The following is a 25,487-nucleotide window of genomic DNA, read 5'->3' as shown; positions in this document are numbered from 1 at the left end:
CAGGGCTCCCGCGCAATGGCCGCCCCGCCGCGCTGGGAGCGTCCCCCTTCCCGCGCGCAGCGCGAGAGAAGGGGGAAGCGGCAAAGCCGCTCAGGGGGTTGCCCTCCATTTTATGCGTCGAGCGCCTTGCGGACCCCGCGCAGGAAGTCCATCGCCACAGGCACGATCTTTTCGTGGGGCTGGTCCTCCAGCAACTGGATGATGCGGCTGCCGATGACCACTGCGTCGGCCACCTTGCCGATGGCCTGGGCCGTGGCCGCGTCGCGGATGCCGAAGCCCACGCCCACGGGGATGTGCACATGCTGGCGGATGCGCGGCAGCATGGCCTCGACGGCGGTGGTGTCGAGCGCGCCCGAGCCGGTCACGCCCTTGAGCGATACGTAGTACACATAGCCGCTGGCCACGCGCGCCACTTCCTGCATGCGCTGCTCCGTGCTGGTGGGGGCCAGCAGGAAGATCAGGTCCATGCCGTGCGCGCGCAGCTTGGCGGCAAACTCAGTGCATTCCTCGGGCGGGTAGTCCACGATGAGCACGCCATCGACGCCCGCCTCGGCTGCGTCGCGCACGAAGGCGTCTTTTCCATGGATCTGGTCGTAGCGCTCCACGGGGTTGGCGTAGCCCATCAGCACGACGGGCGTTTCTTTGTTGCGGCCGCGGAATTCGCGCACATGGCCCAGCACCTGCTTGAGGCCGGTGCCCAGCGCCAGGGCCTTTTCGCCTGCTTTCTGGATGACCGGGCCGTCGGCCATGGGGTCGGAGAAGGGCACGCCCAGCTCGATGATGTCGGCGCCGGCCTCGACCATGCCGTGCATGAGCGCGGGCGTGATGTCGGCGAACGGAAAGCCGGCCGTGACGTAGGGGATCAGCGCCTTGCGACCCTTGGCCTGCAGGGCGGCGAAGGTGGCGGCGATGCGGTTCGGTGTGGTGTTCATGCTGCGGGCCCTCCCTTCACGGCGTGGCCGCGCATGGAGGGGCGGTCGTAAAAATCCTCGCCCGAGAGGTCGGCCACGGTGCCGATGTCCTTGTCGCCCCGGCCCGAGAGGTTGACCAGGATGGACTGGTCCGGGCGCATCTCCTTGGCCAGCTTCATGGCATAGGCGAAGGCGTGGCTCGATTCGAGCGCGGGGATGATGCCCTCGGTGCGACACAGGTAGTGGAAGGCGTCGAGCGCCTCGCTGTCGGTGATGCCGACATACTGCGCGCGATTGATTTCCTGCAGCCAGGCGTGCTCGGGGCCGACGCCGGGGTAGTCTAGGCCGGCGCTGATGCTGTGCGTCTCGGTGATCTGGCCGTTCTCGTCCTGCAGGATATAGGTGCGGTTGCCGTGCAGCACGCCGCTGGAGCCGCGTTGCAGGCTGGCCGAGTGCTTGCCGCTGTCCAGGCCCTCGCCGGCGGCTTCGACGCCGATCAGGCGCGTCTTCTCGAACGGAATGTAGGGGTAGAAGATGCCCATGGCGTTGCTGCCGCCACCCACGCAGGCGACCACGGCGTCGGGCTGCTCTGCTGCGATCTTCTGTTCGGCCAGCATGGCGGGCATCTGCGTGAGGCATTCCTTGCCGATCACGCTCTGGAAGTCGCGCACCATCATGGGGTAGGGGTGGGGGCCCGCCACGGTGCCGATGATGTAGAAGGTGTCGTCCACGTTGGCCACCCAGTCGCGCATGGCTTCGTTGAGTGCGTCCTTGAGCGTCTTGCTGCCCGATTCGACCGGCACCACGGTGGCACCGAGCAGCTTCATGCGGAACACGTTGGGGCTCTGGCGCTTGACGTCCTCCGAGCCCATGTAGACTACGCACTCCAGCCCGTAGCGCGCGCAGATGGTGGCCGTGGCCACCCCGTGCTGGCCCGCGCCGGTCTCGGCGATGATGCGCTTCTTGCCCATGCGGCGCGCCAGCATGGCCTGGCCGATCACGTTGTTGATCTTGTGCGCGCCGGTGTGGTTCAGGTCTTCGCGCTTGAGGTAGATCTGTGCACCGCCCATTTCGCGGCTGGTGCGCGCGGCGTGGTACACGGGCGAGGGACGGCCGACGAAGTGCGCCAGCTCGTAGTTGAACTCGGCGATGAACTCCGGGTCGTTCTGGTAGCGAGCGTAGGCTTCCTGCAGTTCGCGCAGCGCGAAGGTCAGGGTTTCGCTGGCGAAACTGCCGCCATAGGGGCCGAAGTGGCCCGAGGAATCAGGTTGGTCGTACTGGAACATGGGATTGCCTTGCAAGGTGCTCGTCGGCCGCGCGCACGGCGGCCACGAAGCGCTGGATCTTGTCGGCGTCCTTGACGCCCTTGATGGGCTTGCCATCGGGGCCGTCAAGCTCGACGCCGGAACTGACATCAACCGCCAGCGAGAGGCCTCGCGGGCGCACCTGCACGATGCCATCGGTCACGTTTGCAGGCGTGAGTCCACCACTTAAAACGAGGTGAGAGGTGACGCTTGGAGGAAGGAGTGACCAATGGAATGCCTTGCCGCCACCGCCATAGCCTTCGACATGGGCGTCGAGCAGGATGGCCCGGGCGCGGGAGTGAACATGGGCATATTCTACGAGGTCGAACCCGATACCTTGCTCCCCCAGGGGAATGCGCGCGGCGCGCAGGTAGGGGCGTGCGCCACGGCCGCTGGCCTCCCAGCATTCCTCGGCGGTTTCATCTCCATGAAATTGGAGGATTGCGCCCGCCACCATTGTGCTGGCAGCTATCACATTGGGAGCGGTTTCGTTGACGAACAGCAGCACCGGTGTGACGAAGGGCGGCAGGCGCGACGCCAGCTGCGCGGCGTGCTGCGGCGTCACGGCGCGCGGGCTGGGGGCGTAGAGCACGAAGCCCACGGCGTCCACGCCGGCGGCGACAGCGGCGTCCACGTCCTGCTCGCGCGTGAGACCGCAGACCTTGATGCGGGTCCGGGTGGCGGGGGGCTGTGCGGAAAGGGGCGGGGTGTGCGGGCTGCTCATGGCAGCGCATCATACGCAGCCGTGCGGCTGGGCAGGCCCCAGGCGGCGTCGTAGAGCGGCCCGAGGAAGTACAGCCCGTCGGGCGAGAAGGTGGGTGCGGCCGCGTCGCGCGAGCGCGCCGCCAGCACCTCGGCCATCCAGGAGGCTGGCTTGGCGCCCTGGCCGATGGCCACCAGGCAGCCCATGATGTTGCGGATCATGTGGTGCAGGAAGGCGTTGCCCTCGAACTCGAAGCGCCAGTAGCACGGGCTCCAGTCCTCGCCGGGCTCGGGCTGGTCCGGGCCCTTGCGGGTGATGTCGATGCGGTGCAGGGTCTTGACCGGCGAAAGCGCCTGGCAGGCCGAGGCGCGGAACGAGGTGAAATCGTGCTCGCCCAGCAGGTGCGCGGCGGCCTCGCGCATGGCGGCGCCGTCGAGCGGGCGGAACACCCAGCCCACGCGCCCGGCTTCCACGCTGGGGCGCACCGGCGACTGCAGCAGCACATAGGCGTAGCGCCGCGCGGTGGCGCAGGCACGGGCGTGAAAAGCGTCGGGCACGGGCCGGGCCCATTGCACGGCGATGTCGGGTGGCAGGAAGGCGTTGGTGCCGCGCACCCAGGAGAACGGGCTGCGCTCCACCGGGGCGTCGAAATGCACCACCTGCATCAGGCCGTGCACGCCAGCGTCGGTGCGGCCGGCGCACAGCGTGCTGACGGGCTGGGTGGCGAACCGCGCGAGCGCCGCCTCCAGCCGGTCCTGCACCGTGTTGCCCGAGGGCTGGCTTTGCCAGCCCAGGTAGTTTTGGCCGCTGTAGCTGACGCCCAGCGCCATCCGCATGCGCGGGCCCAACTCCTCAGCCCAGGTCGGCCAGCATACGCTGCGCGCGTGCCTTGAGTTCGCCGGTGGATTCCGCGATCACTTCCTCGACCAGGGTGCGGGCGCCATCGGCGTCGCCGATGGTGTTGAACTCTTGCGCCAGCGCGAGCTTGGTGGCCAGCGGGTCGTCCAGTGGGGCGGCCTCGGTGGTGGCGGTGGCACTGCTGGCGGCGGGGGCTGCCGCCGGGGTATCAAGGTCGAGCGAAATGCTGCCGAGGTCGAATTCCATCAGGCCGGAGTCGGACGGCACATAGGGCTTGTCGGCACTGGCGCTGCCCGTGGCGCTGGGCGGAGTGTCCAGGTTCGGCAAGTCCAGCGGTGGCATGTCGAAGTCGCCGAGGGAGGGCGCTGATGTGGCCGCCATTTCCACGGGGGGGGCCGGCGGTTGCGGCATGGGCTGCGTTGCCAGCGTGTCGAGGGCGTCCATGTCGGGGGCCGGCATGTCCGCAGCTTCCACGGGTTCCGGGACGGAGGGCATGGGCGCTGCCTGGGCCGCGGCGGCTGCGGCGGCGAAGCCGCCAGGGGCCACGGGAGCCTCCGTGAGGGCATCGTCGGGCAGGTCCAGATCGAGATCCAGGTCCAGATCGAGGTCCGGCGGCAGCGTGCTGTCGATGGACAGGGTGGGTTCGGTGAGTGGAGCGTCTGCCGCGGCCATGGCGGCGGCAGCGGCCGCCGTGGCCATGGTGCCTGCGGCGGCGGGGCGGCCGCCGGGCTGGTACAGCGGGTTTTCCGGGTCCAGGTCGCGGCCAAGTTCGGCGATGCGGTTCCAGTCCGGGCCCTCGCCCTGGGTCAGGTTGTGGATTTCACTGGCCACGGACTCCAGGGCCTTGCGGTCCTGGCGCTTGGCGTAGATTTCGCCCAGCTTGGCGTGGACGGAGACGCGGGCCGGGTTGTGGCGCACGGCTTCCTTGAGGATTTCCTCGGCCTGCAGGTCACGGCCGTAGGCCAGGTACACGTCGGCCTCGGCCACGGGGTCCACGTCGCCGCCGGCATCGAGCTGGCTGGGCGAGTAGGCCATGGAGGAGCCGCCCGTGGTGGAGTCGGAACCCGCCGTGTCCACGCGCTGGCCGCCGCTGGCGCCAAAGAAGGAGTCGGGCTGCAGGCGGCTTTCCAGGAAGGAGCTGTCCAGGCTGGCGCCACCACGGCGGCGCTGCACCACGCGCCAGGCGCCATAGCCCAGCAGCAGGGCCAGCAGGCCGCCGCCAGCCAGCGGAATCATGGGGTCTTCCATCAGGCCGGACAGGAGGCTGGGCTCTTCCACGGGGGCGGGAGGCGGCAGCACGATGGGCTTCTTGGGCTTGGCGGGTGCCGAGGCGGCGTCGGCCGCCGCCGTGGCGGAAGCGGCTTCGCTGGCGGGCGCGGCGGCAGGTTCCACCTTGGAGGCTGCTGGTTCGGGAGCGGGCGCCGGGGCGGCCGCCGATGCCTCGGGGGCCGGCGCGGGTGCTGCCGCGACGGGCACGGTCACGCCAGGCGCAGTGGGGGCGCTGGCCGCAGCCGCCGGGGCCGCGCCGGAGGCCGCGGCGATCTTGTTCAGCTCGCTGATGTTCTTGGACAGTTCCTCGACGCGGGCCGAGGCATCCTGGGTCTGCTTGCGCTTGGCCAGCTGCTCTTCGGTCGTTTTCTGGCCCTTGACGGCACCCTTGGACAGCGTGAGCTTGTCAGGGGCCGTGCTGGCGGCGCGCTGGTCTTCCACGCGGGTCTGCACTTGGCCCGATGCGGCGCGGCCCGATGCGGCCACCTCGGCGGCCGGGGCCGCGCCCGCCAGCTTGCGGCGGAACTCATTGAAGTCGCGGCTTTGCGTGGACAGGATCTGGCGTGCCTCGGCGGCCGGCGTAGCGCTGGCTTCGGCGGCGCTGGGCAGCTGGAGCACGGCGCCCGCCTTGATGCGGTTGACATTGCCTTGGATGAAGGCGTCGGGGTTGGCGCGCAGCAGGGCCACGAGCATCTGGTCGAGCGAGACATCGGCCGGCCGGTGCGCATTGGCGATGCGGCCGGCCGTTTCACCGGATTTGACGACCACGGTCTCGCCGGGGCCTGTGGCGGCCGGCGTGGCCGGAGCGGTGCGCGGCACCATGGGGGCGCGTGGCGTGGCAGCGGCGGCGGCCGCCTTGGGCGCGGGGGATGCTGCGGGGATCTGGGGCTCTACCGTGGCGGTGGCCGGTGCCGGCTTGCGCATGGCCGGCGGGTCGAACAGCATGGTGTAGCTGCGGGTGATGCGGCCGGCGCTCCAGTTGGCATCGACCACCAGATCGACGAAGGGTTCGTTGACGGGGCGGTCGCTGGTGACGCGCAGCACGGTGCGGCCATCCGGACGGCGATGGAGCTGGAACTGGAGCCGGTTGACGATGGGCGTGAATTCCATGCCTTGGGCGCGGAAGGTTTCCGCGGCGGCGGGCGTGGCGCGTAGGGATTCGGCTTCGGCGGGGGTGATCTGCGGCAGATCGATTTCAGCGCGCAGCGGTTCGCCCAGGGCCGATTGCACCGTGATGGGGCCCAGTGCGAGTGCCAGGGCGTCGGGCGCGTGCAGGCCGACAGCCACCACGGCTGCCGCCGCCAGTGCAGAGAATTTCCAACGATGCATGGTTGCCATCAACTGAGAAGGATTTGAAGCTCGGTGGAGCGGACTGCTTTTTGTCATGGTCGGATGCCCGCTGCGCTCCAGCGTTAGAGAATGGGTAAAAGCACCATAGCAGCAATGTTTTGCACTGACAAGCTAACGTAGAGGCGAAGCTCCGGTGCGGGCCCCGAACCGCCTGTCCGGCTGCGGACGGTGTTGTCCGGCGACAACGAGCGTAACAACTTGTTTTTCCTGGCTTTTCCCCCAGGAAGGGAGCGCGCGGCGCCCGAGGGGGCGCCGCGCGCGGGTTCTATCAGGCGTCCAGCAGGATGCGCAGCATGCGGCGCAGCGGCTCGGCGGCGCCCCACAGCAGCTGGTCGCCGATGGTGAACGCGCCGACGTACTCGGGGCCCATGGCCAGCTTGCGGATGCGGCCCACGGGAATGGTCATGGTGCCGGTCACTGCCACGGGGGTCAGGTCCTTGATGGTGGCCTCGCGCGTGTTGGGCACCACCTTCACCCACTGGTTGTCGGCGGCGATCATGGCCTCGATGTCGGCCACGGGCACGTCCTTCTTCAGCTTGAAGGTCAGGGCCTGGCTGTGGCAGCGCATGGCGCCCACGCGCACGCAGAAGCCGTCCACCGGCACGGCGGCCGTGCCGAAGCCCTCGCCCTGGCCCAGGATCTTGTTGGTCTCGGCCATGCCCTTCCATTCTTCCTTGGACATGCCGTTGCCCAGGTCCTTGTCGATCCAGGGGATCAGGCTGCCGCCCAGTGGCACGCCGAAGTTGGCGGTCTCGGCGGCGGTGAGGCTGCGCTGCTTGGCCGCGACCAGCCGGTCGATTTCCAGGATGGCGCTCTTGGGGTCGTCGAGCAGGGCCTTCACCTCGGCGTTGAGCGTGCCGTACTGCGTCAGCAGTTCGCGCATGTGCTGTGCGCCACCGCCCGACGCGGCCTGGTAGGTCTGGGTGCTCATCCACTCGACCAGACCCGCCTTGTAGAGCGCACCCACGCCCATCAGCATGCAGGACACGGTGCAGTTGCCACCGATCCAGTCCTTGCCGCCGTTGGCCAGCGCGTTCTTGATGACCGGCATGTTCACCGGATCGAGCACGATGACGGCGTTCTTTTCCATGCGCAGCGAGGATGCGGCGTCAATCCAGTGGCCGTTCCAGCCGGCGGCGCGCAGCTTGGGGTAGACCTCATTGGTGTAGTCACCGCCCTGGGCGGTGATGATGATTTCGCAGCGCTTGAGCTGTTCGATGTTGAACGCGTCCTGCAGCGTGGTTTCGTTCTTGGCCTGGGCGGGGGCCTTGCCACCCGCGTTCGAGGTGGAGAAGAACAGGGGCTCGATCAGATCGAAGTCCTTTTCCTGCACCATGCGGTCCATCAGGACCGAGCCGACCATGCCGCGCCAGCCGACCAAACCTACCAACTTGCTCATTTCAAACGCCTTTCAAGTTAAGAAACAGTGCCAGACCGGACTGCTCGCCTGGCTCGTCTGGCCAGGGAGGGCGCACGACGAACCAGGCTGGATTAGCCCTTAATGGTCGTGGTTTTGGTGGTGATTGCGCGCGCGGCCACGCCTGCCAGGGCGGCAGTAGCGGTGTTCAGGGTGAACGGGCGGGCGGCAAACATAGCTAAACATTGTAGCGGATGGAGGCTTGTCGCCAGCTTACGGCGGCGGTGGGCCGGTCCCGCGCATGCAAAAGGGCGGCACGGGGCCGCCCTTCGGGGTGCTTGCGGGGGGATCAGCCCAGCGCCTGCACCACCGCATCGCCCATCTGCGCCGTGCCCACCTTGGTGGTGCCTTCGCTCCAGATGTCGGGTGTGCGCAGGCCCTGGGCCAGCACCTTTTGCACGGCCGCCTCGATGCGCTGGGCGGCGGCTTCCTGGTTCAGGCTGAAGCGCAGCATCATCGCGGCCGAGAGGATGGTGGCCAGCGGATTGGCGATGCCCTTGCCCGCGATGTCGGGGGCGCTGCCGTGGCTGGGTTCGTACAGGCCCTGGTTCTGGCTGTTCAGGCTGGCCGAGGGCAGCATGCCGATGGAGCCGGTGAGCATGGAGGCCTCGTCGGACAGGATGTCGCCGAACATGTTGCCGGTGACCACCACGTCGAAGGCCTTGGGGGCCTTGACGAGCTGCATGGCGGCGTTGTCCACGTACATGTGCTGCAGTTCCACGTCGGGGTACTGCTGGTGCACCTCGGTGACCACGTCCTTCCAGAACTGGAAGGTTTCCAGCACGTTGGCCTTGTCCACGCTGGTGACCTTCTTGTTGCGCTTGCGCGCGGCCTGGAAGGCGACATGGGCGATGCGCTCGATTTCGGGCTTGGAGTAGCGCATGGTGTCATACGCTTCCTCGGCGCCGGGGAAGTGGCCATCGGTGGCCACGCGGCGGCCGCGCGGCTGGCCGAAGTAGATGTCGCCGGTCAGCTCGCGGATGATGAGGATGTCGAGGCCGGCGATCAGTTCGGGCTTGAGGCTGGACGCGCCCACGAGCTGCTCGTAGCAGATGGCCGGGCGGAAGTTGGCGAACAGGCCCAGGTTCTTGCGCAGGCCGAGGATGGCCTGCTCGGGGCGCAGCGGCCGGTCGAGCTTGTCGTACTTCCAGTCGCCCACGGCGCCGAACAGCACGGCGTCGGCCGCCTTGGCGAGGTTGAGCGTGGATTCGGGCAGCGGGTGGCCATGGGCCTCGTAGGCGGCGCCGCCGACCAGGGCGGATTCCATCTCGAACTTCAGATCCAGCGCCTTGAGCACCTTGACGGCCTCGGCGACGATTTCGGTGCCGATGCCATCACCGGGCAGGACTGCGATTTTCATGGGAATGTTTTCTTTCAATTTTGATAGCTGCTGGCGCTTGCCCACTCTCATTTTCAGGCACTTATTTGCCTAATAATGAGAGCTGGTAAGCGCTGGCAGCTCACTTTTTCGATAAGCCGCGGCCAGCAGGCTCAGGCCATGGTGTGGGCCAGCCAGGGCTTGGTGGCCAGGCGTTGCGCCTCGAAGGCGGCGATCTTGTCCTTCTGGCGCAGGGTCAGGCCGATGTCGTCGAAGCCGTTGAGCAGGCAGTATTTGCGGAAGGCGATCACGTCGAACGGGATCTCCTCGCCCTGCGGGCGCACGACCACCTGGCGCTCCAGGTCGATGGTGAGCTGGTAGCCGGGGAAGGCCGCCACTTCGTCGAACAGCTGCGAGACGGTGGCCTCGGGCAGCACGATGGGCAGCAGGCCGTTCTTGAAGCAGTTGTTGAAAAAGATGTCGGCGAAGCTCGGCGCGATGACGGCGCGAAAGCCGTACTGGTCCAGCGCCCAGGGCGCATGCTCGCGGCTCGATCCGCAGCCGAAGTTCTTGCGCGCCAGCAGGATGGAGGCACCCGCGTAGCGCGGCTGGTTCAGCACGAAGTCGGGGTTGGGCTTGCGGCTGGCCGGGTCCTGGCCGGGCTCGCCGTGGTCCAGGTAGCGCCATTCGTCGAACAGGTTCACGCCGAAGCCGGTTTTCTTGATCGACTTGAGGAACTGCTTGGGGATGATGGCGTCGGTGTCGACGTTCTCGCGGTCCATGGGAGCCACGAGGCCTTGGTGGAGGGTGAATTTCTGCATGTCGGGGTGCTTTACTTTGCGGCGCGCTCGATGGCCGAGCCGGCCTTGCCGATGTCCTGACCCACGCCCTTGACGGTGTTGCAGCCGGCCAGCACGAAGGCGAGGGTCAAAGCGATGAGGGTGGCGGTGTTTTTCATGACAAAGCTCCTTCAGGCAAATTGGCGGATGTCGACGAAATGGCCGTGCACCGCGGCGGCGGCGGCCATGGCGGGGCTGACGAGGTGGGTGCGGCCGCCGGCGCCCTGGCGGCCTTCGAAGTTGCGGTTGCTGGTGGAGGCGCAGCGCTCGCCGGGCTCCAGGCGGTCGGCGTTCATGGCCAGGCACATGCTGCAGCCGGGCTCGCGCCATTCAAAGCCCGCGGCCTTGAAGATCTGGTCCAGGCCTTCGCGCTCGGCCTGCTCCTTGACCAGGCCCGATCCGGGCACCACCAGGGCCAGCTTCACGTTGCTGGCCACCTTGCGGCCCAGGTTCTTCACCACGGCGGCGGCCTCGCGCATGTCCTCGATGCGGCTGTTGGTGCACGAGCCGATGAACACCTTGTCGATGGTGATGTCGTTGATCGGCTTGCCGGGCTGCAGGCCCATGTAGGTGAGCGCGCGCTCGATGGCGCCGCGCTTGCTGGCGTCCTTTTCCTTGTCGGGGTCGGGCACGCGGGCGTCCACGCCCAGCACCATCTCGGGCGAGGTGCCCCAGGTGACCTGCGGCACGATCTCGGCGGCGTCGAGTTTGACGACGGTGTCGAATTGCGCGTCGGCGTCGGAATGCAGCGTCTTCCAGTAGGCCACGGCCTGGTCCCATTCCACGCCCGTGGGCGAGAGCGGGCGGCCCTTGACGTATTCAATGGTCTTTTCGTCCACGGCCACCAGGCCGGCGCGCGCGCCGGCTTCGATGGCCATGTTGCACACCGTCATGCGGCCTTCCATGGACAAGGCGCGGATGGCGCTGCCCGCGAACTCGATGGTGTAGCCCGTGCCGCCGGCCGTGCCGATCTTGCCGATGATGGCCAGCACGATGTCCTTGGCGGTGATGCCCCGGGCCACCTGGCCGTCCACCTGCACCAGCATGTTCTTGGCCTTCTTGGCCAGCAGGGTTTGCGTGGCCATCACATGCTCGACCTCGGAGGTGCCGATGCCGTGCGCCAGCGCGCCGAAGGCGCCGTGCGTGCTGGTGTGGCTGTCGCCGCAGACCACGGTCATGCCCGGCAGGGTGGCGCCGTTCTCGGGGCCGATCACGTGCACGATGCCCTGGCGCTTGTGCATGAACGGGAAGAAGGCCGCCGCGCCCACTTCGGCGATGTTGGCGTCCAGCGTGGTGATCTGTTCCTTGCTGATGGGGTCGGCGATGCCGTCGTAGCCCAACTCCCAGCCCGTGGTGGGCGTGTTGTGGTCGGCCGTGGCGACGATGGAGCTCACGCGCCAGACCTTGCGGCCGGCCTGGCGCAGGCCCTCGAAGGCCTGCGGACTGGTCACTTCATGGACGAGGTGGCGGTCGATGTAGAGGATGGCGGTGCCGTCTTCCTCGGTGTGGACGACGTGCTCGTCCCAGATCTTGTCGTACAGGGTGCGTCCCATGGGGTGGTCTTCTTTCGGGTGGGGTGAAACAGATTTTAGTGAGGCGCCGCCAGTGCGGGCGTTGCAAGGTGTTCCGCCAGCAGGCGGGCGGTGACGGGCAGGGCTTCGAAGTCGCGCGCCACCAGGCGCAGCTCGCGGTGGGCCCAGGCGTCCTGCAGCGGCACGGCCGCCAGGCGGCCCACGCCATGCATCAGCGCGAAGGCGCGGTCGGGCAGCAGGCCCACGCCCAGGCCGTTGTCGATCATGCGGCACATGGCGTCCAGGCCCGTGACCTGGATGCGCTGGCGCAATGGCCGTCCCGCGCTGGCGGCGGCGGCGCGCATGGCCAGGCTGATGCTGCTGTTGGCATGCAGGCCGACGATGTCCCAGTCCAGAATTTCTTCAAAATTGATAGCTGATCGCGTAGACAGGGCGTGCCCTGTTGGCACAATAAGCATCAGGCGATCGCTGCGGTAGGGGCGGCTTTGCAGGGCAAGGGCGCCGTTGCCGCCGGTGTTGCAGATGCCCAGATCGGCCGCGCCTTCCTGCACCGCGTGCAGCACGTCGGGGCTCAGGTGCTCCTGCAGATCGATCTTGACCTGGCTGTGCGCGCGCGCGAAGGCGCCCAGGTCTTCCGGCAGGAACTGCACGATGGCCGAGATGTTGGCGTGCACGCGCACATGGCCGCGCACGCCCTCGGCGTATTCGCTCAGTTCGCCCTGCATGCGCTCCAGGCCGAACAGCACGGTGCGGGCATGGTGCAGCAGGCTTTCGCCTGCGGGGGTGAGTGTCACGCCCCGGCTGTGGCGGTAGAGCAGGGCGGTGTCGACGGCGGTTTCCAGATCCGACAGCCGCTTGCTGACGGCCGAGGCGGCGATGAACTCCTGCTGCGCCGCGCGCCCGATGCTGCCGAGCTCGCACACCGCCACGAAGAGTTGCAGCGAGGTGAGGTCAATGCGGCGCGCGAAGCTGCGCTCTGAGCTTTTCATGGGGCGGTAGGGTTCTCGAATGGAGAATTCTTTGCATTTTCTCCCATGGAAAATGATTTTGTCATCGCGTTATGCGATGGCTTGCCTGCCTGAACGCGTTTCCGGCCCGCGCGGCGATGGCGGGCAGCCCCTGGTTCAGGCCTGGTGGGTGCCGCCGTGCTCGGGCACCGTGGCGCGCCAGCGCAGTTCGTGCTCGATGCGCTGGCGCAGGATGTCGGCGGCCTCCATCTCGCCATGCACCACGAACACCTGTTCGGGGGCGTGCTCCATGCTGCGCAGCCAGGCCAGGGTCTGGATGGCGTCGGCGTGGGCCGAGGCGGACGTGAGCTGCACGACCTCGGCGCGCATCTCGACGTCCTGGCCGTGGATGCGGATGTGCTTCTCGCCGCTGGCAATGCGCGCGCCGCGTGTGCCCGGCGCCTGGTGGCCGGTGATGATGACCATGTTGCGGTGGTCGCCCGCATGCAGCGCCAGGTGGTGCAGCACGCGCCCGCCCGTGGCCATGCCGCTGGCCGAGAGGATCACCATGGGGCCGTGGCGGCGTGCCAGGGCCTTCGACTCCTCGGGGGTTTGCACCATGGTGGCGCCGTGCGACAGGGCATGGGTCTGGCGGGCGTCTAGGCGGTGCTCGCCAGGGTGCTGCTCGAACAGCCCCGTGGTGCTCACGGCCATGGGGCTGTCGAGAAACACCGGCAGCGAGGCCGGGATACTGCCCTGCTGCTTGAGCAGCTGGATGGCGTGCAGCACCGTCTGCGCGCGGCCCACGGCGAACACGGGCACCACGGCCACGCCGCCACGCCGGGCCAGGCGCTGCAGGGCCGGGCCGAGTTCCTGCACGATGTCTTCCTGCGGGTGCTGGCGGTCGCCGTAGGTGGCCTCGACGAGCACGGTGTCGGCCTGGGGCGGCGCCTCGGGCGGGTTCATGAGCAGGTCGTCCGTGCGGCCCAGGTCGCCCGAGAACAGGATGCGCCGGCCGCCCACTTCCAGCAGCACGCTGGCGGCGCCCAGGATGTGGCCTGCCTGGCTGAAGGTGACGCGCCAGCCGGGAATGGGCTCGAACGGCTTGTGGGTGTGGTGCGTGCGGAACTGCTTGAGGCAGTGCTGTGCATCGAGCCGCGTGTAGAGCGGCAGGGCCGGTGCGTGCTGGGAGAGCTGGTGGCGGTTGAGGAAGGCGGCGTCTTCCTCCTGCAGGTGCCCGCTGTCGGGCAGCAGGATGGCGCACAGGTCGCGCGTGCCCGGGGTGCAGTGGATGGCCTTGGTGTAGCCGTCGCGTGCCAGCAGGGGCAGGTAGCCGCTGTGGTCCAGGTGCGCGTGGGTCAGTACCACGGCATCGATCTGGTGGGGCGTGACGGGCAATGGCTGCCAGTTGCGCAGACGCAGCTGCTTGTAGCCCTGGAACAGGCCGCAGTCCACGAGCATGCTGTGCCCGTTGTGACGGACCAGGTACTTGGAGCCGGTGACGGTGCCCGCGCCGCCCAGGAAAGTGATGCTGACTGCCATGGAGGTCTTCCTTGTTCGAAAGAAGCCTCCATGGTAGTGCGCGGAGATCAGCTGAAGAAGTTCTTCAGCCGGTCGGTCCAGCTTTCGGTGCTGGGAGAGTGGCGTGAACCGCCTTTCTTGAGCGACTCCTCCAGCTCGCGCAAGAGCTTGCGCTGGTACTCGGTGAGCTTGACGGGCGTTTCCACGACGATGTGGCAGTACAGGTCGCCCGGATAGCTCGAACGCACCCCCTTTATGCCCTTGCCGCGCAGGCGGAACTGCTTGCCGGCCTGGGTGCCTTCGGGGATGTCGATGGCCGCCTTGCCGGCAAGCGTGGGCACCTCGATCTCGCCGCCCAGCGCCGCCGTGATGAAGCTCACGGGCACCTGGCAGTGCAGGTCGTCGCCGTCGCGCTCGAAGATGTCGTGCTTGCGCAGGCGGATCTCGATGTACAGGTCGCCGGGGGGGCCGCCATTGGTGCCGGGCTCGCCATTGCCGGTGCTGCGGATGCGCATGCCGTCGTCGATGCCCGCCGGGATCTTGACCTCCAGCGTCTTCTGCTTCTTGAGCTTGCCCTGGCCCTGGCAGGTCATGCAGGGCTCGGGAATGATCTTGCCCGTGCCGCGGCAGTGCGGGCAAGTCTGCTGCACGCTGAAGAAGCCCTGGCGCATCTGCACCGTGCCCGTGCCGCTGCAGGTGCCGCAGGTCCGGGCGCTGGTGCCGGGCTTGGCGCCGCTGCCGTGGCAGGTGTCGCAGGATTCCCACGAGGGAATGCGGATCTGGGCGTCCTTGCCGCGCGCGGCTTCTTCGAGCGTCACGTCCATGGCGTAGCTCAGGTCGCTGCCACGGTAGACGCGGCCCGCGCCACCCCGGCCACCCCGGCCGCCGCCCTGGCCGAACATGTCGCCGAAGATGTCGCCGAAGGCCTCGGCGAAGCCGCCGAAGCCTTCCGCGCCAGGCCCGCCGGGGCCGCGCATGTTCGGGTCCACGCCAGCGTGGCCGTACTGGTCGTAGGCGGCGCGCTTCTGCGCGTCGGACAGCATCTCGTAGGCTTCCTTGGCCTCCTTGAACTTGTCCTCGGCCGCCTTGGCGGCATCACCCTGGTTGCGGTCAGGGTGGTGCTTCATCGCCAGCTTGCGATAGGCCTTCTTGATTTCGTCCTCGGAGGCGTTCTTGGGAACGCCGAGGACTTCGTAATAGTCTCTTTTGGACATGGATTGATGAGCCTGGTTGGAAGCGGAACGCCGCGCGGGCTCCCTGGACGGGGCTCCGCGCGGCGGCTCGGGTCGGCAACCGCTGCTTAGCCCTTCTTGACTTCCTTGACTTCGGCGTCCACCACGTTGTCATCGTCCGCCGGCTTGCCGGCCGAGGAGGCGCCCGCGCCCGCGTCGGCGGCGCCCGCATCGGCGCTTGCCGCCGCCTGGGCGGCCTGCGCGTCGGCGTACATCTTCTCGCCCAGCTTCTGGCTGGCGGCCATCAGGGCCGTGGTCTTCTCGTCGATGGCGGCCTTGTCCTCGCCCTTGAGGGCTTCTTCCAGGGCCTTGACGGCCGTGGTGATCGCTTCCTTCTCGCCGGCATCGAGCTTGTCGCCATGCTCGGCCAAGCTCTTGTTCACGCTGTGCACGGCGGCCTCGCCCTGGTTGCGGGCCTGCACCAGTTCAAGCTTCTTCTTGTCGTCGGCGGCGTTGATCTCGGCGTCCTTGACCATCTGCTGGATCTCGGCCTCCGACAGGCCCGAGTTGGCCTTGATGGTGATCTTGTTTTCCTTGCCGGTGCCCTTGTCCTTGGCGCCCACGTGCAGGATGCCGTTGGCGTCGATGTCGAACGACACCTCGATCTGCGGCACGCCACGGGCGGCCGGCGGGATGCCTTCGAGGTTGAACTCGCCCAGCAGCTTGTTGCCGCTGGCCATCTCGCGCTCGCCCTGGAAGACCTTGATGGTCACGGCCGGCTGGTTGTCGTCGGCGGTGGAGAAGGTCTGGGCGAACTTGGTCGGGATGGTCGTGTTCTTCGTGATCATCTTGGTCATCACGCCGCCCAGGGTTTCGATGCCCAGGGAGAGCGGCGTCACGTCCAGCAGCAGCACGTCCTTGCGGTCGCCCGAGAGCACCTGGCCCTGGATGGCGGCACCGACGGCCACGGCCTCGTCGGGGTTCACGTCCTTGCGGGGTTCCTTGCCGAAGAATTCCTTGACCTTCTCCTGTACCTTGGGCATGCGGGTCATGCCGCCGACCAGGATCACGTCATGGATGTCGCCCACGCTCACGCCGGCGTCCTTGATGGCCATGCGGCAGGGAGCGATGGTGCGCTCGATCAGCTCGTCCACGAGGCTTTCCAGCTTGGCGCGGGTGAGCTTGATGTTCAGGTGCTTGGGACCCGAGGCGTCGGCCGTGACGTAGGGCAGGTTGATGTCGGTCGCGGCCGAGTTCGACAGCTCGATCTTGGCCTTTTCGGCGGCTTCCTTCAGGCGCTGCAGGGCCAGCACGTCCTTGGACAGGTCGACGCCCTGTTCCTTCTTGAACTCGCTGATGATGTAGTCGATGACGCGCTGGTCGAAGTCCTCGCCGCCCAGGAAGGTGTCGCCGTTGGTCGACAGCACTTCGAACTGCTTTTCGCCGTCCACGTCGGCGATCTCGATGATGGACACGTCGAACGTGCCGCCGCCCAGGTCATACACGGCGATCTTGCGGTCGCCCTTTTCCTGTTTGTCCAGGCCGAAGGCCAGGGCCGCGGCGGTGGGTTCGTTGATGATGCGCTTGACGTCCAGGCCGGCGATGCGGCCAGCGTCCTTGGTGGCCTGGCGCTGGGCGTCGTTGAAGTACGCGGGCACGGTGATCACGGCCTCGGTCACGGGCTCGCCCAGGTAGTCCTCGGCGGTCTTCTTCATCTTGCGCAGGATGTCGGCCGACACCTGCTGGGCCGAGATCTTGTTGCCGCGCACTTCGATCCAGGCGTCGCCGTTGTCGGCCGCCACGATCTTGTAGGGCATCAGGTCGATGTCCTTCTGCACTTCCTTCTCGGTGAACTTGCGGCCGATCAGGCGCTTGACGGCGTACAGCGTGTTCTTGGGGTTGGTCACCGCCTGGCGCTTGGCCGAGGCGCCGACGAGGATTTCACCGTCCTCCTGGTAGGCCACGATGGAGGGCGTGGTGCGGGCACCCTCGCTGTTCTCGATCACGCGCGTGGTGTTGCCTTCCATGATGGACACGCAGCTGTTGGTCGTGCCCAGGTCGATACCGATGATTTTTCCCATGTTGTTCTCCGCGATGCTGGTTGAATTTGGATAGCTGTAACTTGTGGATAACCCGGCCAGGTTCAAGCCGGGTAACGGTTTTTTTATTTGGGTGCGGTGACGGTCACCAGGGCCGGGCGCAGGACGCGGTCGGCGATGGCATAGCCTTTTTGCAGGACGGCGACCACGGTGTTGGCCTCCTGGGCCGCTGGCACCACGCTGATGGCCTGGTGCTGGTGGGGGTCGAACTTCTCGCCGGTGGCTGGGTTGATGGCCAGCACCTTGTTGCGCTCCAGGGCCGACTGGAGCTGGCGCAGCGTGGCGTCGGAGCCTTCGCGCAACTGCTGGGCCGTGGCGTTCTGGATGGCCAGGGCCGCGTCCAGGCTGTCCGCCACGGGCAGCATGCTTTCGGCGAAGCTCTCGATGCCGAACTTGCGCGCCTTGGCCACCTCGTCCTCGGCGCGGCGCCGGGCATTCTCCGCCTCGGCCTTGGCGCGCAGGAACTGGTCCGCCAGATCGGCGCTCTTGGTCTTGAGTTCCGCCAGCTCCTGCCGCAGGCGCTCCATCTCGTCGGAGGCGTGGGCGGCCATGGCGGCCTCCATTTCTTCGGGGGCGGGGGGGGGGCCGTACTCGTGGGCGGAGGGCGTGTTTTCGGACATTTCTATGGTTCTGTGTCGGTGGTGGAAACGGGAAGCCTGCCGGATGTAGGGCCATTGCCAGCGTTTTCAAGGCCCGATCACCCTGAATGGCCGGCGCCCAGAACCCTGCATGGCAGCTTGCTGCGATGGGGGCGAGTGTACAGAAGCGGCTGGAGGGGCTATAATTTCCGGCTTTGCCTTGTCACACTGCTACAGGCGCAGCAGGTGGCTTTAACCCAAAAGGAGTATGCATGCGTCATTACGAAATCATTTTGTTGATCCACCCGGATCAAAGCGAGCAGGTTCCCGCCATGCTCGAGCGCTACAAGGGCATGATCACCGCTGGCGGTGGCAAGGTGCACCGCGTGGAAGACTGGGGCCGCCGTCAACTGGCGTACCTGATCAACAAGCTGGCCAAGGCCCACTACCTGTGCGTGAACATCGAAGCCGACCAGGCCGTGATGGCTGAACTGGAGCACGCCTTCAAGTTCAACGACGCCGTTCTGCGCCACCTGACGGTCCAGAAGAAGAAGGCCGAGACCGGTCCCTCTTCGATGATGAAGACCGTCGAGCGCGAAGAAGCCCGCAAGGTCAGCCAGGCCGAATACGCCGCTGCCAACGAGCGCTGAGCACACCAAGGGGAGTGGAGAACCACGTTGCGTTGACGGCCTGTATCGCCGAGGCCACGGCCCTGCGGTTCACGCCGGCCGGTGTCCCAGCGATCGAACTGCGCCTTGAGCACGGTTCGCGGCAGATGGAAGCCGGCCAGATGCGCGATGTGAACGCGGTCCTGAAAGCGGTGGCTTTCGGCGCCATGGCAGAGCGGCTGGCCCGCCAGTCCATCGGCAGCCTCTGGCGCTTCACCGGTTTTCTGGCCACGCCGCGCAACGGCAAGCACCCTGTGCTCCACGTCCAGGATATTCAACAAGATTAATTTTCGAGAGGTCCGAAATGGCCGCATTCAAGAAATTCAACAAAGACAAGCGCCCCAAGCGCAACACCCAATCGCTGCTGTTCAAGCGCAAGCGCTTCTGCCGCTTCACCGTCACCGGCGTCGAGGAAATCGACTACAAGGACGTGGACACCCTGCGCGATTTCATCGCCGAAAACGGCAAGATCATCCCCGCGCGCCTGACCGGCACGCGCGCCATCTACCAGCGTCAGCTGAACACCGCCATCAAGCGCGCTCGCTTCCTGGCCCTGGTGCCCTACAGCGACCAGCACAAGATCTAAGGAGCACGACCCATGCAAATCATCCTGCTCGACAAGGTTGTGAACCTCGGTAACCTCGGCGAAATCGTCAAGGTCAAGGACGGCTACGCCCGCAACTTCCTGATCCCGTCCGGCCGCGCCCGCCGCGCCACGGCAGCCGCCAAGGCTGAGTTCGAAGCCAAGCGCGCCGAACTGGAAAAGGCCGCCGCCGAGAAGCTGGCCGCTGCCCAGGCCGAAGGCGAGAAGCTCGGCGGTAGCACCGTCAAGCTGACGCAGAAGTCCGGCGTGGACGGCCGCCTGTTCGGTTCCGTCACCAACCACGACATCGCCGAAGAGCTGAACAAGCAAGGCTACAAGGTTCTGAAGTCGCAGATCCGCCTGCCCAACGGCCCGATCAAGATGGTCGGCGACAGCACCGTGAGCGTGGCCCTGCACACCGACGTGGTGGTGGAAGTCAACGTGTCGGTCTACGGCGAAACCGCCTGACCGTTGCACCCCGCGCACCAGGAACCGCCTTCGGGCGGTTTTTGTTTTTCCGCGCCCTGTCACGGCCTCCGGTGGAGGCGTCTTGCAGGGGCCATGCACCGGTCGTGCACGCCTTGTCCAAAGGTTTGTCCACAGGCTGCGCACAGGGTTGTGCGGTGACGGCGCGCGCCCCCATTGCTAGGATCGAAAGCTTGCCCGAGGAACCCCATGTTTGATGCACCGATGCCCGTGGACGACGGGTTCGCACCCTACGACAGCCAGATCGCGCAGCTGCGCGTGCCGCCGCATTCCATCGAGGCCGAGTCGAGCGTGCTGGGCGGCCTGCTGCTGGACAACCACGCCTGGGACCGCGTGGGCGACCTGCTGGTCGAGAGCGATTTCTACCGCCACCAGCACCAGTTGATCTTCGCGGCCATCGCCACGCTGGTCAACGCCAGCAAGCCGGCCGACGTGATCACGGTCTACGAGCAACTGCAGAGCCTGGGCAAGTCCGAGGAGGTGGGCGGGCTGGCCTACCTCAACTCGCTGGCGCAGTACGTGCCCAGCGCCAGCAACATCCGCCGCTACGCCGAGATCGTGCGCGAGCGCGCCATCCTGCGCAAGCTGGTCACGGCCAGCGACGAGATCGCCACCAACGCCTTCAACCCCCAGGGACGGCCGGTGGACAAGATCCTCGACGAGGCCGAGCAGAAGATCTTCAACATCGGCGAGGAAGGCTCGCGCATGAAGCAGGGCTTCCAGTCGATGGAAACCCTGGTGGTCGACCTGCTCGACCGCGTGCAGGAGATGGCCGACAACCCCATGGACGTGACCGGCGTGCCCACGGGCTTCGCCGACCTCGACCGCATGACCTCGGGCTTGCAGGCCGGCGACATGGTGGTGCTGGCGGCGCGCCCCTCCATGGGCAAGACCTCGTTCGCGGTGAACATCGCCGAGCACGTGGCGCTCAATGAAGGCTTGCCCGTGGCCATCTTCTCGATGGAAATGGGCGCCGCCCAGCTCGCGGTGCGTATCGTGGGCTCGATCGGCCGCGTGAACCAGGGCAACCTGCGCACCGGCAAGCTCACCGACGACGAGTGGCCGCGCCTGACCGAGGCCATCGAGCGCCTGCGCAATGTCTCGCTGCACATCGACGAAACCCCGGGCCTCACGCCGAGCGAGCTGCGCGCCAACGCGCGGCGCCTGGCGCGCCAGTGCGGCAAGCTGGGCCTGATCGTGGTCGACTACCTGCAGCTCATGAGCGGCTCCAGCGGCTCGCAGGGCGAGAACCGCGCCACCGAGCTGGGCGAGATCTCGCGCGGCCTGAAGATGCTGGCCAAGGAACTGCAGTGCCCGGTGATCGCGCTCTCGCAGCTCAACCGCTCGGTGGAGCAGCGCACCGACAAGCGCCCCATGATGTCCGACCTGCGCGAATCGGGCGCCATCGAGCAGGATGCCGACATCATCATGTTCATCTACCGCGACGACTACTACAACAAGGACTCCAAGGAGCCCAACGTCGCCGAGGTCATCATCGGCAAGCAGCGGAACGGCCCCACGGGCACGGTGAAGCTGTTCTTCCAGAAGAACCAGACGCGCTTCGAGAACCTGGCCATGGGTTCCAGCGACGATTTCTAATAAAAATAGCTTCCAGCGCCCGCAAAGCAAGCGCTGGAAGCTATTGTTTTTGTAGCGTTAAAGTACTTCGCTGGCGAAATCCGCCAGGCGCGAGCGTTCGCCGCGCGCCAGCGTGATGTGGCCGCTGTGCGGCCAGCCCTTGAAGCGGTCCACGGCGAAGGTCAGGCCCGACGAGCCCTCGGTGAGGTAGGGCGTGTCGATCTGCGCCAGGTTGCCCATGCAGATGATCTTGGTGCCCGGGCCCGCGCGCGTGATCAGTGTCTTCATCTGCTTGGGCGTCAGGTTCTGCGCCTCGTCGATGATGACGTACTTGTTCATGAACGTGCGGCCGCGCATGAAGTTCATGCTCTTGATCTTGATGCGGCTGCGGATCAGCTCGTTGGTGGCCGCGCGGCCCCATTCGCCGGCATTGCCGCCGTCGCCCTTGGCGAGGAATTCGAGGTTGTCGTCCAGCGCGCCCATCCACGGGCCCATCTTCTCCTCCTCGGTGCCGGGCAGGAAGCCGATGTCCTCGCCCACGCTCACCGTGGCGCGGGTCATGATGATCTCGGTGTAGCGGCGGTCGTCCAGCACCTGCGTCAGGCCGGCGGCCAGCGCCATCAGGGTCTTGCCGGTGCCGGCCGTGCCGGCGAGGGTGACGAAATCGACCTCGGGGTCCATCAGCAGGTTCACGGCGAAGTTCTGCTCGCGGTTGCGCGTGGTCACGCCCCAGACGGCGTTCTTGGCGTGGCCGTAGTCCTTCAGCGTCTTGAGCACGGCGGTCTTGTCGCGGATCTCGCTCACGCGCGCGTACAGGCTGGGCTCGCCCGGGGCCTCGAAGTAGACGAATTGGTTGATCATCAACTGCGGCACGATCGGGCCGCTGATGCGGTAGAAGGTGTGGGCGCCGCTCTGCCAGCTCTCGACCGACTTGCCGTTGCGGCTCCAGAAGTCGGGCGGCAGCTGCAGCACGCCGGAGTAGAGCAGGTCGCCGTCCTCCAGGGCCTTGTCGTTCTGGTAGTCCTCGGTGGGCAGGCCCAGGGCGCGCGCCTTGACGCGCATGTTGATGTCCTTGGACACCAGCACCACCTCGCGCGGCGCATGCTGCTTGCGCAGCGCCTCGACCACGCCGAGGATCTGGTTGTCGGCCTTGCCCTGGGGCAGGCTGGTGGGCAACTGGTAGTCAACGGCGGCGGTCTGGAAGAACAGGCTGCCGGTGGCGCCGCGCTGGCCGGTGGAGTCGAGCTTGAGGCCCTTGCCCATGTCGGCGCCCTGGGCGGCGGCCAGCGCGTCGAGCGCGCGGCTGACCTGGCGGCCGTTGCGCGCCACCTCGGTCATGCCCTTCTTGTGGGCATCGAGTTCCTCCAGCACGATCATCGGCAGGTAGATGTCGTGTTCCTCGAAACGGAACAGGCAACTCGGGTCGTGCAGCAGCACATTGGTGTCGAGCACGAACAGCTTGGCCGGGCCGGTGCTCCGGGCCTTGCGGGCGCGCGGCGCGGGTGCGGCGGCAGGGGCTGGCGCGGTGGCCTGCGGCATGTCGGGCGTGCGCGCGGCCACGGGTGGCAGCTCGGCGGCGGGAGCCGCCGGCTTGGCGGCGCGGCGGTTGCGGGTGGCGGGCGCGGTGTCGCCGTTGAGGGGCTTGGCGGTGCGTGCACGGGCCGGAGCAGTCTCGGCGGCGGGCGTGGCCACGGGGGCGGCGGCCTTGCGCGCGCTGGCGCGGCGGGGGGCGGCTTCGGCGTCCGCGGCAGGGGTCGCTTGGAGCAGGAAGGCTTCAGGAGGGAGCTGGGCGGCGCGCCGGGTGGGTGCGGGGGGCAGGGGCATGGTGCGGAGGGCCTCGTTCGGAGTGTTCAGAAAGCAAAAAGCCGCCTGGAGGCCAAGGCGGCTTTACGGAGGATGGGGAGCGTTGCGAGTTGCACCGGCATTGGGCCATTATGCATGCCGAAGGTGACATGCACCGCCGGCCGCGCACGCACCCGGATCAGGCGGCTTTCTTCAGCGTCGTCTTGAGCGATTTGACGGCCTTGAGCACTTCGTCCACATGGCCGGGCACCTTGAGGCCGCGCCATTCCTGGACCAGCACGCCGTCGGGGCCGATGAGGAAGGTGCTGCGCTCGATGCCCTTGACCTTCTTGCCGTACATGATCTTGTTCTTGACCACGCCGAACATGTGGCACATCTTTTCCTCGGTGTCGGCGATCAGCTCGAACGGGAGTTCAAGCTTCTCCTTGAATTCGTCGTGCGACTTCATGTTGTCGCGCGAGACGCCAAACACGGCGGCGCCCGCCTTGACGAAATCCTTGTACTTGTCGCGGAACTGCATCGCCTCGGTGGTGCAGCCGGGGGTGTTGTCTTTGGGATAGAAGTACAGGATCAGGACCTGGCCGTTGTGGGAGGTGTTGGAAACCTTGACCCCGCTGGTCGCATTGGCTTCGAATTCGGGGAGGGGCTTGTTGACAACGATCGCCATATGTCTTCTATCTCTCAGGGTGAGGTCGTTGAAAAGCCGGTGGTACGTGAATGTTCTTCTTCTTGGGCGCCACCGGCCGCAACACGCGATTTTACCCTGAAACACCCCCGCCGGGTCAGGAAGGCGGGGATTCGAGGATCAGCGCCGCGATGACATTGCGCCCCTCGCCAGCGAGGATGTTGTAGGTGCGGCAGGCGGCTGCGGTGTCCATGGTCTCGATGCCGATGCGCCGCGCCATCAAGGGCTGCAGCCAGGCCGGCGGGACGAAGCGCAGGCGGTTGCCGCTGCCCAGGAGCACCAGCTCGGCATCGTGCTGTGCCAGCTGGGCGAAATGCCCGGGCGCCAAGTCCTCGAAGCGCGAGCAGTCCCAGGGCATGCACAGGCCACGCGAGCCCAGCAGCAGGCTGGTATGGACCTTCTCCGGGCCCACGCCGATCCAGCCCGGGCCGTATCCGGTGATGCTCTGGGCGTCGAAGCGGTCGGGCTGGAATTTCATGGTGGATGGGGGGAGGGGGCAGAGGCGCCAGGGCGACCGGTGGAGGGTGGGGAACTGTGGTCAAATTATAGGTTTCGCCGCAGGCCCTGCCGGCGGCGGGCCTTTGCCACTGCACCACGACCGCGCATGAAAACCATCCTCAAGTCCACCAAGCTCAACAACGTTCTCTACGATGTTCGCGGCCCCATCGTGGATGCCGCTCGGCAAATGGAGGACGAGGGCCAGAAGATCATCAAGCTCAACATCGGCAACATGGCGCCGTTCGGCTTCGATCCACCGGAAGAAGTGGTGCAGGACATGGCGCGCAATCTGCCCGAATCGGCCGGCTACTCCGACAGCAAGGGCATCTTCGCGGCGCGCAAGGCCGTCATGCACTACACGCAGCAGCAGGGCATCGCGGGCGTGACGCTCGACGACATCTACCTGGGCAACGGCGCCAGCGAACTGATCGTCATGGCGACGAACGCGCTGCTCAACGACGGCGACGAACTGCTGCTGCCAGCGCCCGATTACCCGCTGTGGACGGCGGCCACCAGCCTCTCGGGCGGCGTGCCGGTGCACTACGTGTGCGACGAGTCCAACGGCTGGATGCCCAGCCTGGAGGACATGCGCTCCAAGATCACGCCGCGCACGCGCGGCATCGTGGTCATCAACCCCAACAACCCCACGGGCGCGCTGTATTCCGACGCGCTGCTGCGCGGCATCGTGCAACTGGCGCGCGAGCACGACCTGGTGCTGCTGGTGGACGAGGTGTATGACAAGGTGCTGTACGAGGGCGCAAGGCACACGGCCATGGCCAGCCTGTCCACCGACGTGCTCACGCTGACCTTCAACTCGCTCTCCAAGGCCTACCGCTCCTGCGGCTTCCGCGCGGGCTGGATGGTGGTCTCGGGCGACAAGCGGGCCGCGCGCGACTACATCGAGGGGCTGAACATGCTGGCCAACCTCAAGCTCGGCTCCAACGTGCCGGGGCAGTGGGCCATCCAGACGGCGCTGGGCGGCTACCAGAGCATCAACGACCTCATCAAGGAAGGCGGCCGCCTGCGCCGCCAGCGCGACCTGGCCTACGAGCTGATCACGAAGATCCCCGGCGTCACCTGCGTCAAGCCCCAGGCCGCGCTGTACATGTTCCCGCGCCTCGATCCAGAGATGTACCCCATCGAGGACGACCGCCAGTTCTTCATGGAGGTGCTGCGCGCCACGCGCGTGATGCTGGTGCAGGGATCGGGCTTCAACTACCCCGACAACCAGCATTTCCGCATCGTCTTCCTGCCGCACGAGGACGACCTGCGCGAGGCCATCGGCCGGCTGGCGGCCTTCCTGGCCCAGTACCGGCAGCGCCACGCGAAAGTTTGAGACTATTGTTTTTGTAGCTGCAGGCGCTTGAT

The 25,487-nt window shown here is 67.0% G+C and carries 24 protein-coding genes; 6 read left to right on the top strand and 18 right to left on the bottom strand.

Translation table 11 applies throughout. From position 1 onward, the window contains the following. Positions 1–110: 110 nt before the first annotated feature. The 15 genes from trpA to grpE all read right to left on the bottom strand — a co-directional run bounded on the left by trpA (position 111) and on the right by grpE (position 17,860). Positions 111–932 (bottom strand): tryptophan synthase subunit alpha, encoded by an 822-nt coding sequence (trpA, locus tag D8S75_RS12810; RefSeq protein ID WP_119966740.1) that lies wholly within the window; start codon positions 930–932, stop codon positions 111–113. Further along, positions 929–2,197: a tryptophan synthase subunit beta gene (gene trpB / locus D8S75_RS12805; RefSeq protein ID WP_119966739.1), complete on the bottom strand. Its 1,269-nt coding sequence runs from the start codon at positions 2,195–2,197 to the stop codon at positions 929–931. Before trpB ends, trpA begins: the two co-directional genes overlap by 4 nt. Beyond that, entirely contained in the window at positions 2,175–2,939 is a 765-nt protein-coding gene (locus D8S75_RS12800) for a phosphoribosylanthranilate isomerase (RefSeq protein ID WP_119966738.1), read from the bottom strand. Before D8S75_RS12800 ends, trpB begins: the two co-directional genes overlap by 23 nt. Beyond that, positions 2,936–3,754 (bottom strand): tRNA pseudouridine(38-40) synthase TruA, encoded by an 819-nt coding sequence (truA, locus tag D8S75_RS12795; protein WP_119966737.1) that lies wholly within the window; start codon positions 3,752–3,754, stop codon positions 2,936–2,938. The genes D8S75_RS12800 and truA overlap by 4 nt, the downstream gene beginning before the upstream one ends. A 16-nt stretch (positions 3,755–3,770) precedes the next feature. Beyond that, a complete protein-coding gene (locus D8S75_RS12790) occupies positions 3,771–6,374 on the bottom strand; it encodes a motility hub landmark protein FimV (protein ID WP_198673202.1) in 2,604 nt (867 codons plus the stop codon). Between the two features lie 289 nt (positions 6,375–6,663). Next, positions 6,664–7,794, bottom strand: a complete 1,131-nt coding sequence (gene asd, locus D8S75_RS12785) for an aspartate-semialdehyde dehydrogenase (protein WP_119966735.1) — start codon at positions 7,792–7,794, stop codon at positions 6,664–6,666. Between the two features lie 307 nt (positions 7,795–8,101). Further along, the gene (leuB, locus tag D8S75_RS12780; RefSeq protein WP_119966734.1) at positions 8,102–9,172 is read right to left on the bottom strand and encodes a 3-isopropylmalate dehydrogenase; all 1,071 of its coding nucleotides are present in this window, start codon (positions 9,170–9,172) and stop codon (positions 8,102–8,104) included. 131 nt (positions 9,173–9,303) lie between these two features. Beyond that, on the bottom strand, positions 9,304–9,951 hold the full coding sequence (gene leuD / locus D8S75_RS12775; RefSeq protein WP_119966733.1) for a 3-isopropylmalate dehydratase small subunit: 648 nt from the start codon (positions 9,949–9,951) through the stop codon (positions 9,304–9,306). 11 nt (positions 9,952–9,962) lie between these two features. Then, positions 9,963–10,088, bottom strand: a complete 126-nt coding sequence (locus D8S75_RS12770; RefSeq protein ID WP_119966732.1) for an entericidin A/B family lipoprotein — start codon at positions 10,086–10,088, stop codon at positions 9,963–9,965. Between the two features lie 12 nt (positions 10,089–10,100). Further along, positions 10,101–11,522, bottom strand: a complete 1,422-nt coding sequence (gene leuC / locus D8S75_RS12765) for a 3-isopropylmalate dehydratase large subunit (RefSeq protein ID WP_119966731.1) — start codon at positions 11,520–11,522, stop codon at positions 10,101–10,103. Positions 11,523–11,557: 35 nt separating this feature from the next. After that, positions 11,558–12,490, bottom strand: a complete 933-nt coding sequence (locus D8S75_RS12760) for a LysR family transcriptional regulator (RefSeq protein WP_119966730.1) — start codon at positions 12,488–12,490, stop codon at positions 11,558–11,560. Positions 12,491–12,625: 135 nt separating this feature from the next. Next, positions 12,626–13,990, bottom strand: a complete 1,365-nt coding sequence (locus D8S75_RS12755; protein ID WP_119966729.1) for an MBL fold metallo-hydrolase — start codon at positions 13,988–13,990, stop codon at positions 12,626–12,628. Positions 13,991–14,037: 47 nt separating this feature from the next. Continuing rightward, positions 14,038–15,183 carry a molecular chaperone DnaJ gene (gene dnaJ / locus D8S75_RS12750; RefSeq protein ID WP_119966728.1) on the bottom strand — a complete coding sequence of 382 codons (1,146 nt, stop codon included), beginning with the start codon at positions 15,181–15,183 and terminating at the stop codon, positions 14,038–14,040. 86 nt (positions 15,184–15,269) lie between these two features. Beyond that, a complete protein-coding gene (dnaK, locus tag D8S75_RS12745; RefSeq protein WP_119966727.1) occupies positions 15,270–17,222 on the bottom strand; it encodes a molecular chaperone DnaK in 1,953 nt (650 codons plus the stop codon). 83 nt (positions 17,223–17,305) lie between these two features. After that, on the bottom strand, positions 17,306–17,860 hold the full coding sequence (gene grpE / locus D8S75_RS12740) for a nucleotide exchange factor GrpE (protein WP_119966726.1): 555 nt from the start codon (positions 17,858–17,860) through the stop codon (positions 17,306–17,308). Between the two features lie 230 nt (positions 17,861–18,090). On the opposite strand from grpE, the gene rpsF reads away from it, so the two are divergent. The 5 genes from rpsF to dnaB all read left to right on the top strand — a co-directional run bounded on the left by rpsF (position 18,091) and on the right by dnaB (position 21,154). Further along, positions 18,091–18,468, top strand: a complete 378-nt coding sequence (gene rpsF / locus D8S75_RS12735) for a 30S ribosomal protein S6 (RefSeq protein WP_119966725.1) — start codon at positions 18,091–18,093, stop codon at positions 18,466–18,468. Positions 18,469–18,482: 14 nt separating this feature from the next. Beyond that, positions 18,483–18,773: a primosomal replication protein N gene (priB, locus tag D8S75_RS12730; protein ID WP_119966724.1), complete on the top strand. Its 291-nt coding sequence runs from the start codon at positions 18,483–18,485 to the stop codon at positions 18,771–18,773. Positions 18,774–18,790: 17 nt separating this feature from the next. Continuing rightward, a complete protein-coding gene (rpsR, locus tag D8S75_RS12725; RefSeq protein ID WP_119966723.1) occupies positions 18,791–19,072 on the top strand; it encodes a 30S ribosomal protein S18 in 282 nt (93 codons plus the stop codon). A 12-nt stretch (positions 19,073–19,084) separates the two neighbouring features. Next, on the top strand, positions 19,085–19,537 hold the full coding sequence (gene rplI / locus D8S75_RS12720) for a 50S ribosomal protein L9 (RefSeq protein WP_119966722.1): 453 nt from the start codon (positions 19,085–19,087) through the stop codon (positions 19,535–19,537). Positions 19,538–19,744: 207 nt separating this feature from the next. Further along, positions 19,745–21,154 carry a replicative DNA helicase gene (gene dnaB / locus D8S75_RS12715; RefSeq protein ID WP_119966721.1) on the top strand — a complete coding sequence of 470 codons (1,410 nt, stop codon included), beginning with the start codon at positions 19,745–19,747 and terminating at the stop codon, positions 21,152–21,154. A 57-nt stretch (positions 21,155–21,211) separates the two neighbouring features. Here dnaB and D8S75_RS12710 read toward each other — a convergent pair whose 3' ends face one another. The 3 genes from D8S75_RS12710 to D8S75_RS12700 form a co-directional block, all read right to left on the bottom strand. Continuing rightward, complete coding sequence (locus tag D8S75_RS12710) at positions 21,212–22,957, bottom strand: PhoH family protein (RefSeq protein ID WP_119966720.1); 1,746 nt, start codon at positions 22,955–22,957, stop codon at positions 21,212–21,214. Between the two features lie 157 nt (positions 22,958–23,114). Further along, entirely contained in the window at positions 23,115–23,603 is a 489-nt protein-coding gene (locus tag D8S75_RS12705) for a peroxiredoxin (RefSeq protein WP_119966719.1), read from the bottom strand. 115 nt (positions 23,604–23,718) lie between these two features. Continuing rightward, a complete protein-coding gene (locus tag D8S75_RS12700) occupies positions 23,719–24,099 on the bottom strand; it encodes an Mth938-like domain-containing protein (RefSeq protein ID WP_119966718.1) in 381 nt (126 codons plus the stop codon). A 126-nt stretch (positions 24,100–24,225) separates the two neighbouring features. On the opposite strand from D8S75_RS12700, the gene D8S75_RS12695 reads away from it, so the two are divergent. Further along, the gene (locus tag D8S75_RS12695; RefSeq protein ID WP_119966717.1) at positions 24,226–25,455 is read left to right on the top strand and encodes a pyridoxal phosphate-dependent aminotransferase; all 1,230 of its coding nucleotides are present in this window, start codon (positions 24,226–24,228) and stop codon (positions 25,453–25,455) included. Positions 25,456–25,487: the final 32 nt, after the last annotated feature.

It is taken from the genome of Simplicispira lacusdiani, from assembly GCF_003604195.1.
Lineage (GTDB): Bacteria > Pseudomonadota > Gammaproteobacteria > Burkholderiales > Burkholderiaceae_C > Simplicispira > Simplicispira lacusdiani.
The sequence above is the reverse complement of the archived record's forward strand: the minus strand, read 5'-3'. Positions and strand labels throughout refer to the sequence as shown.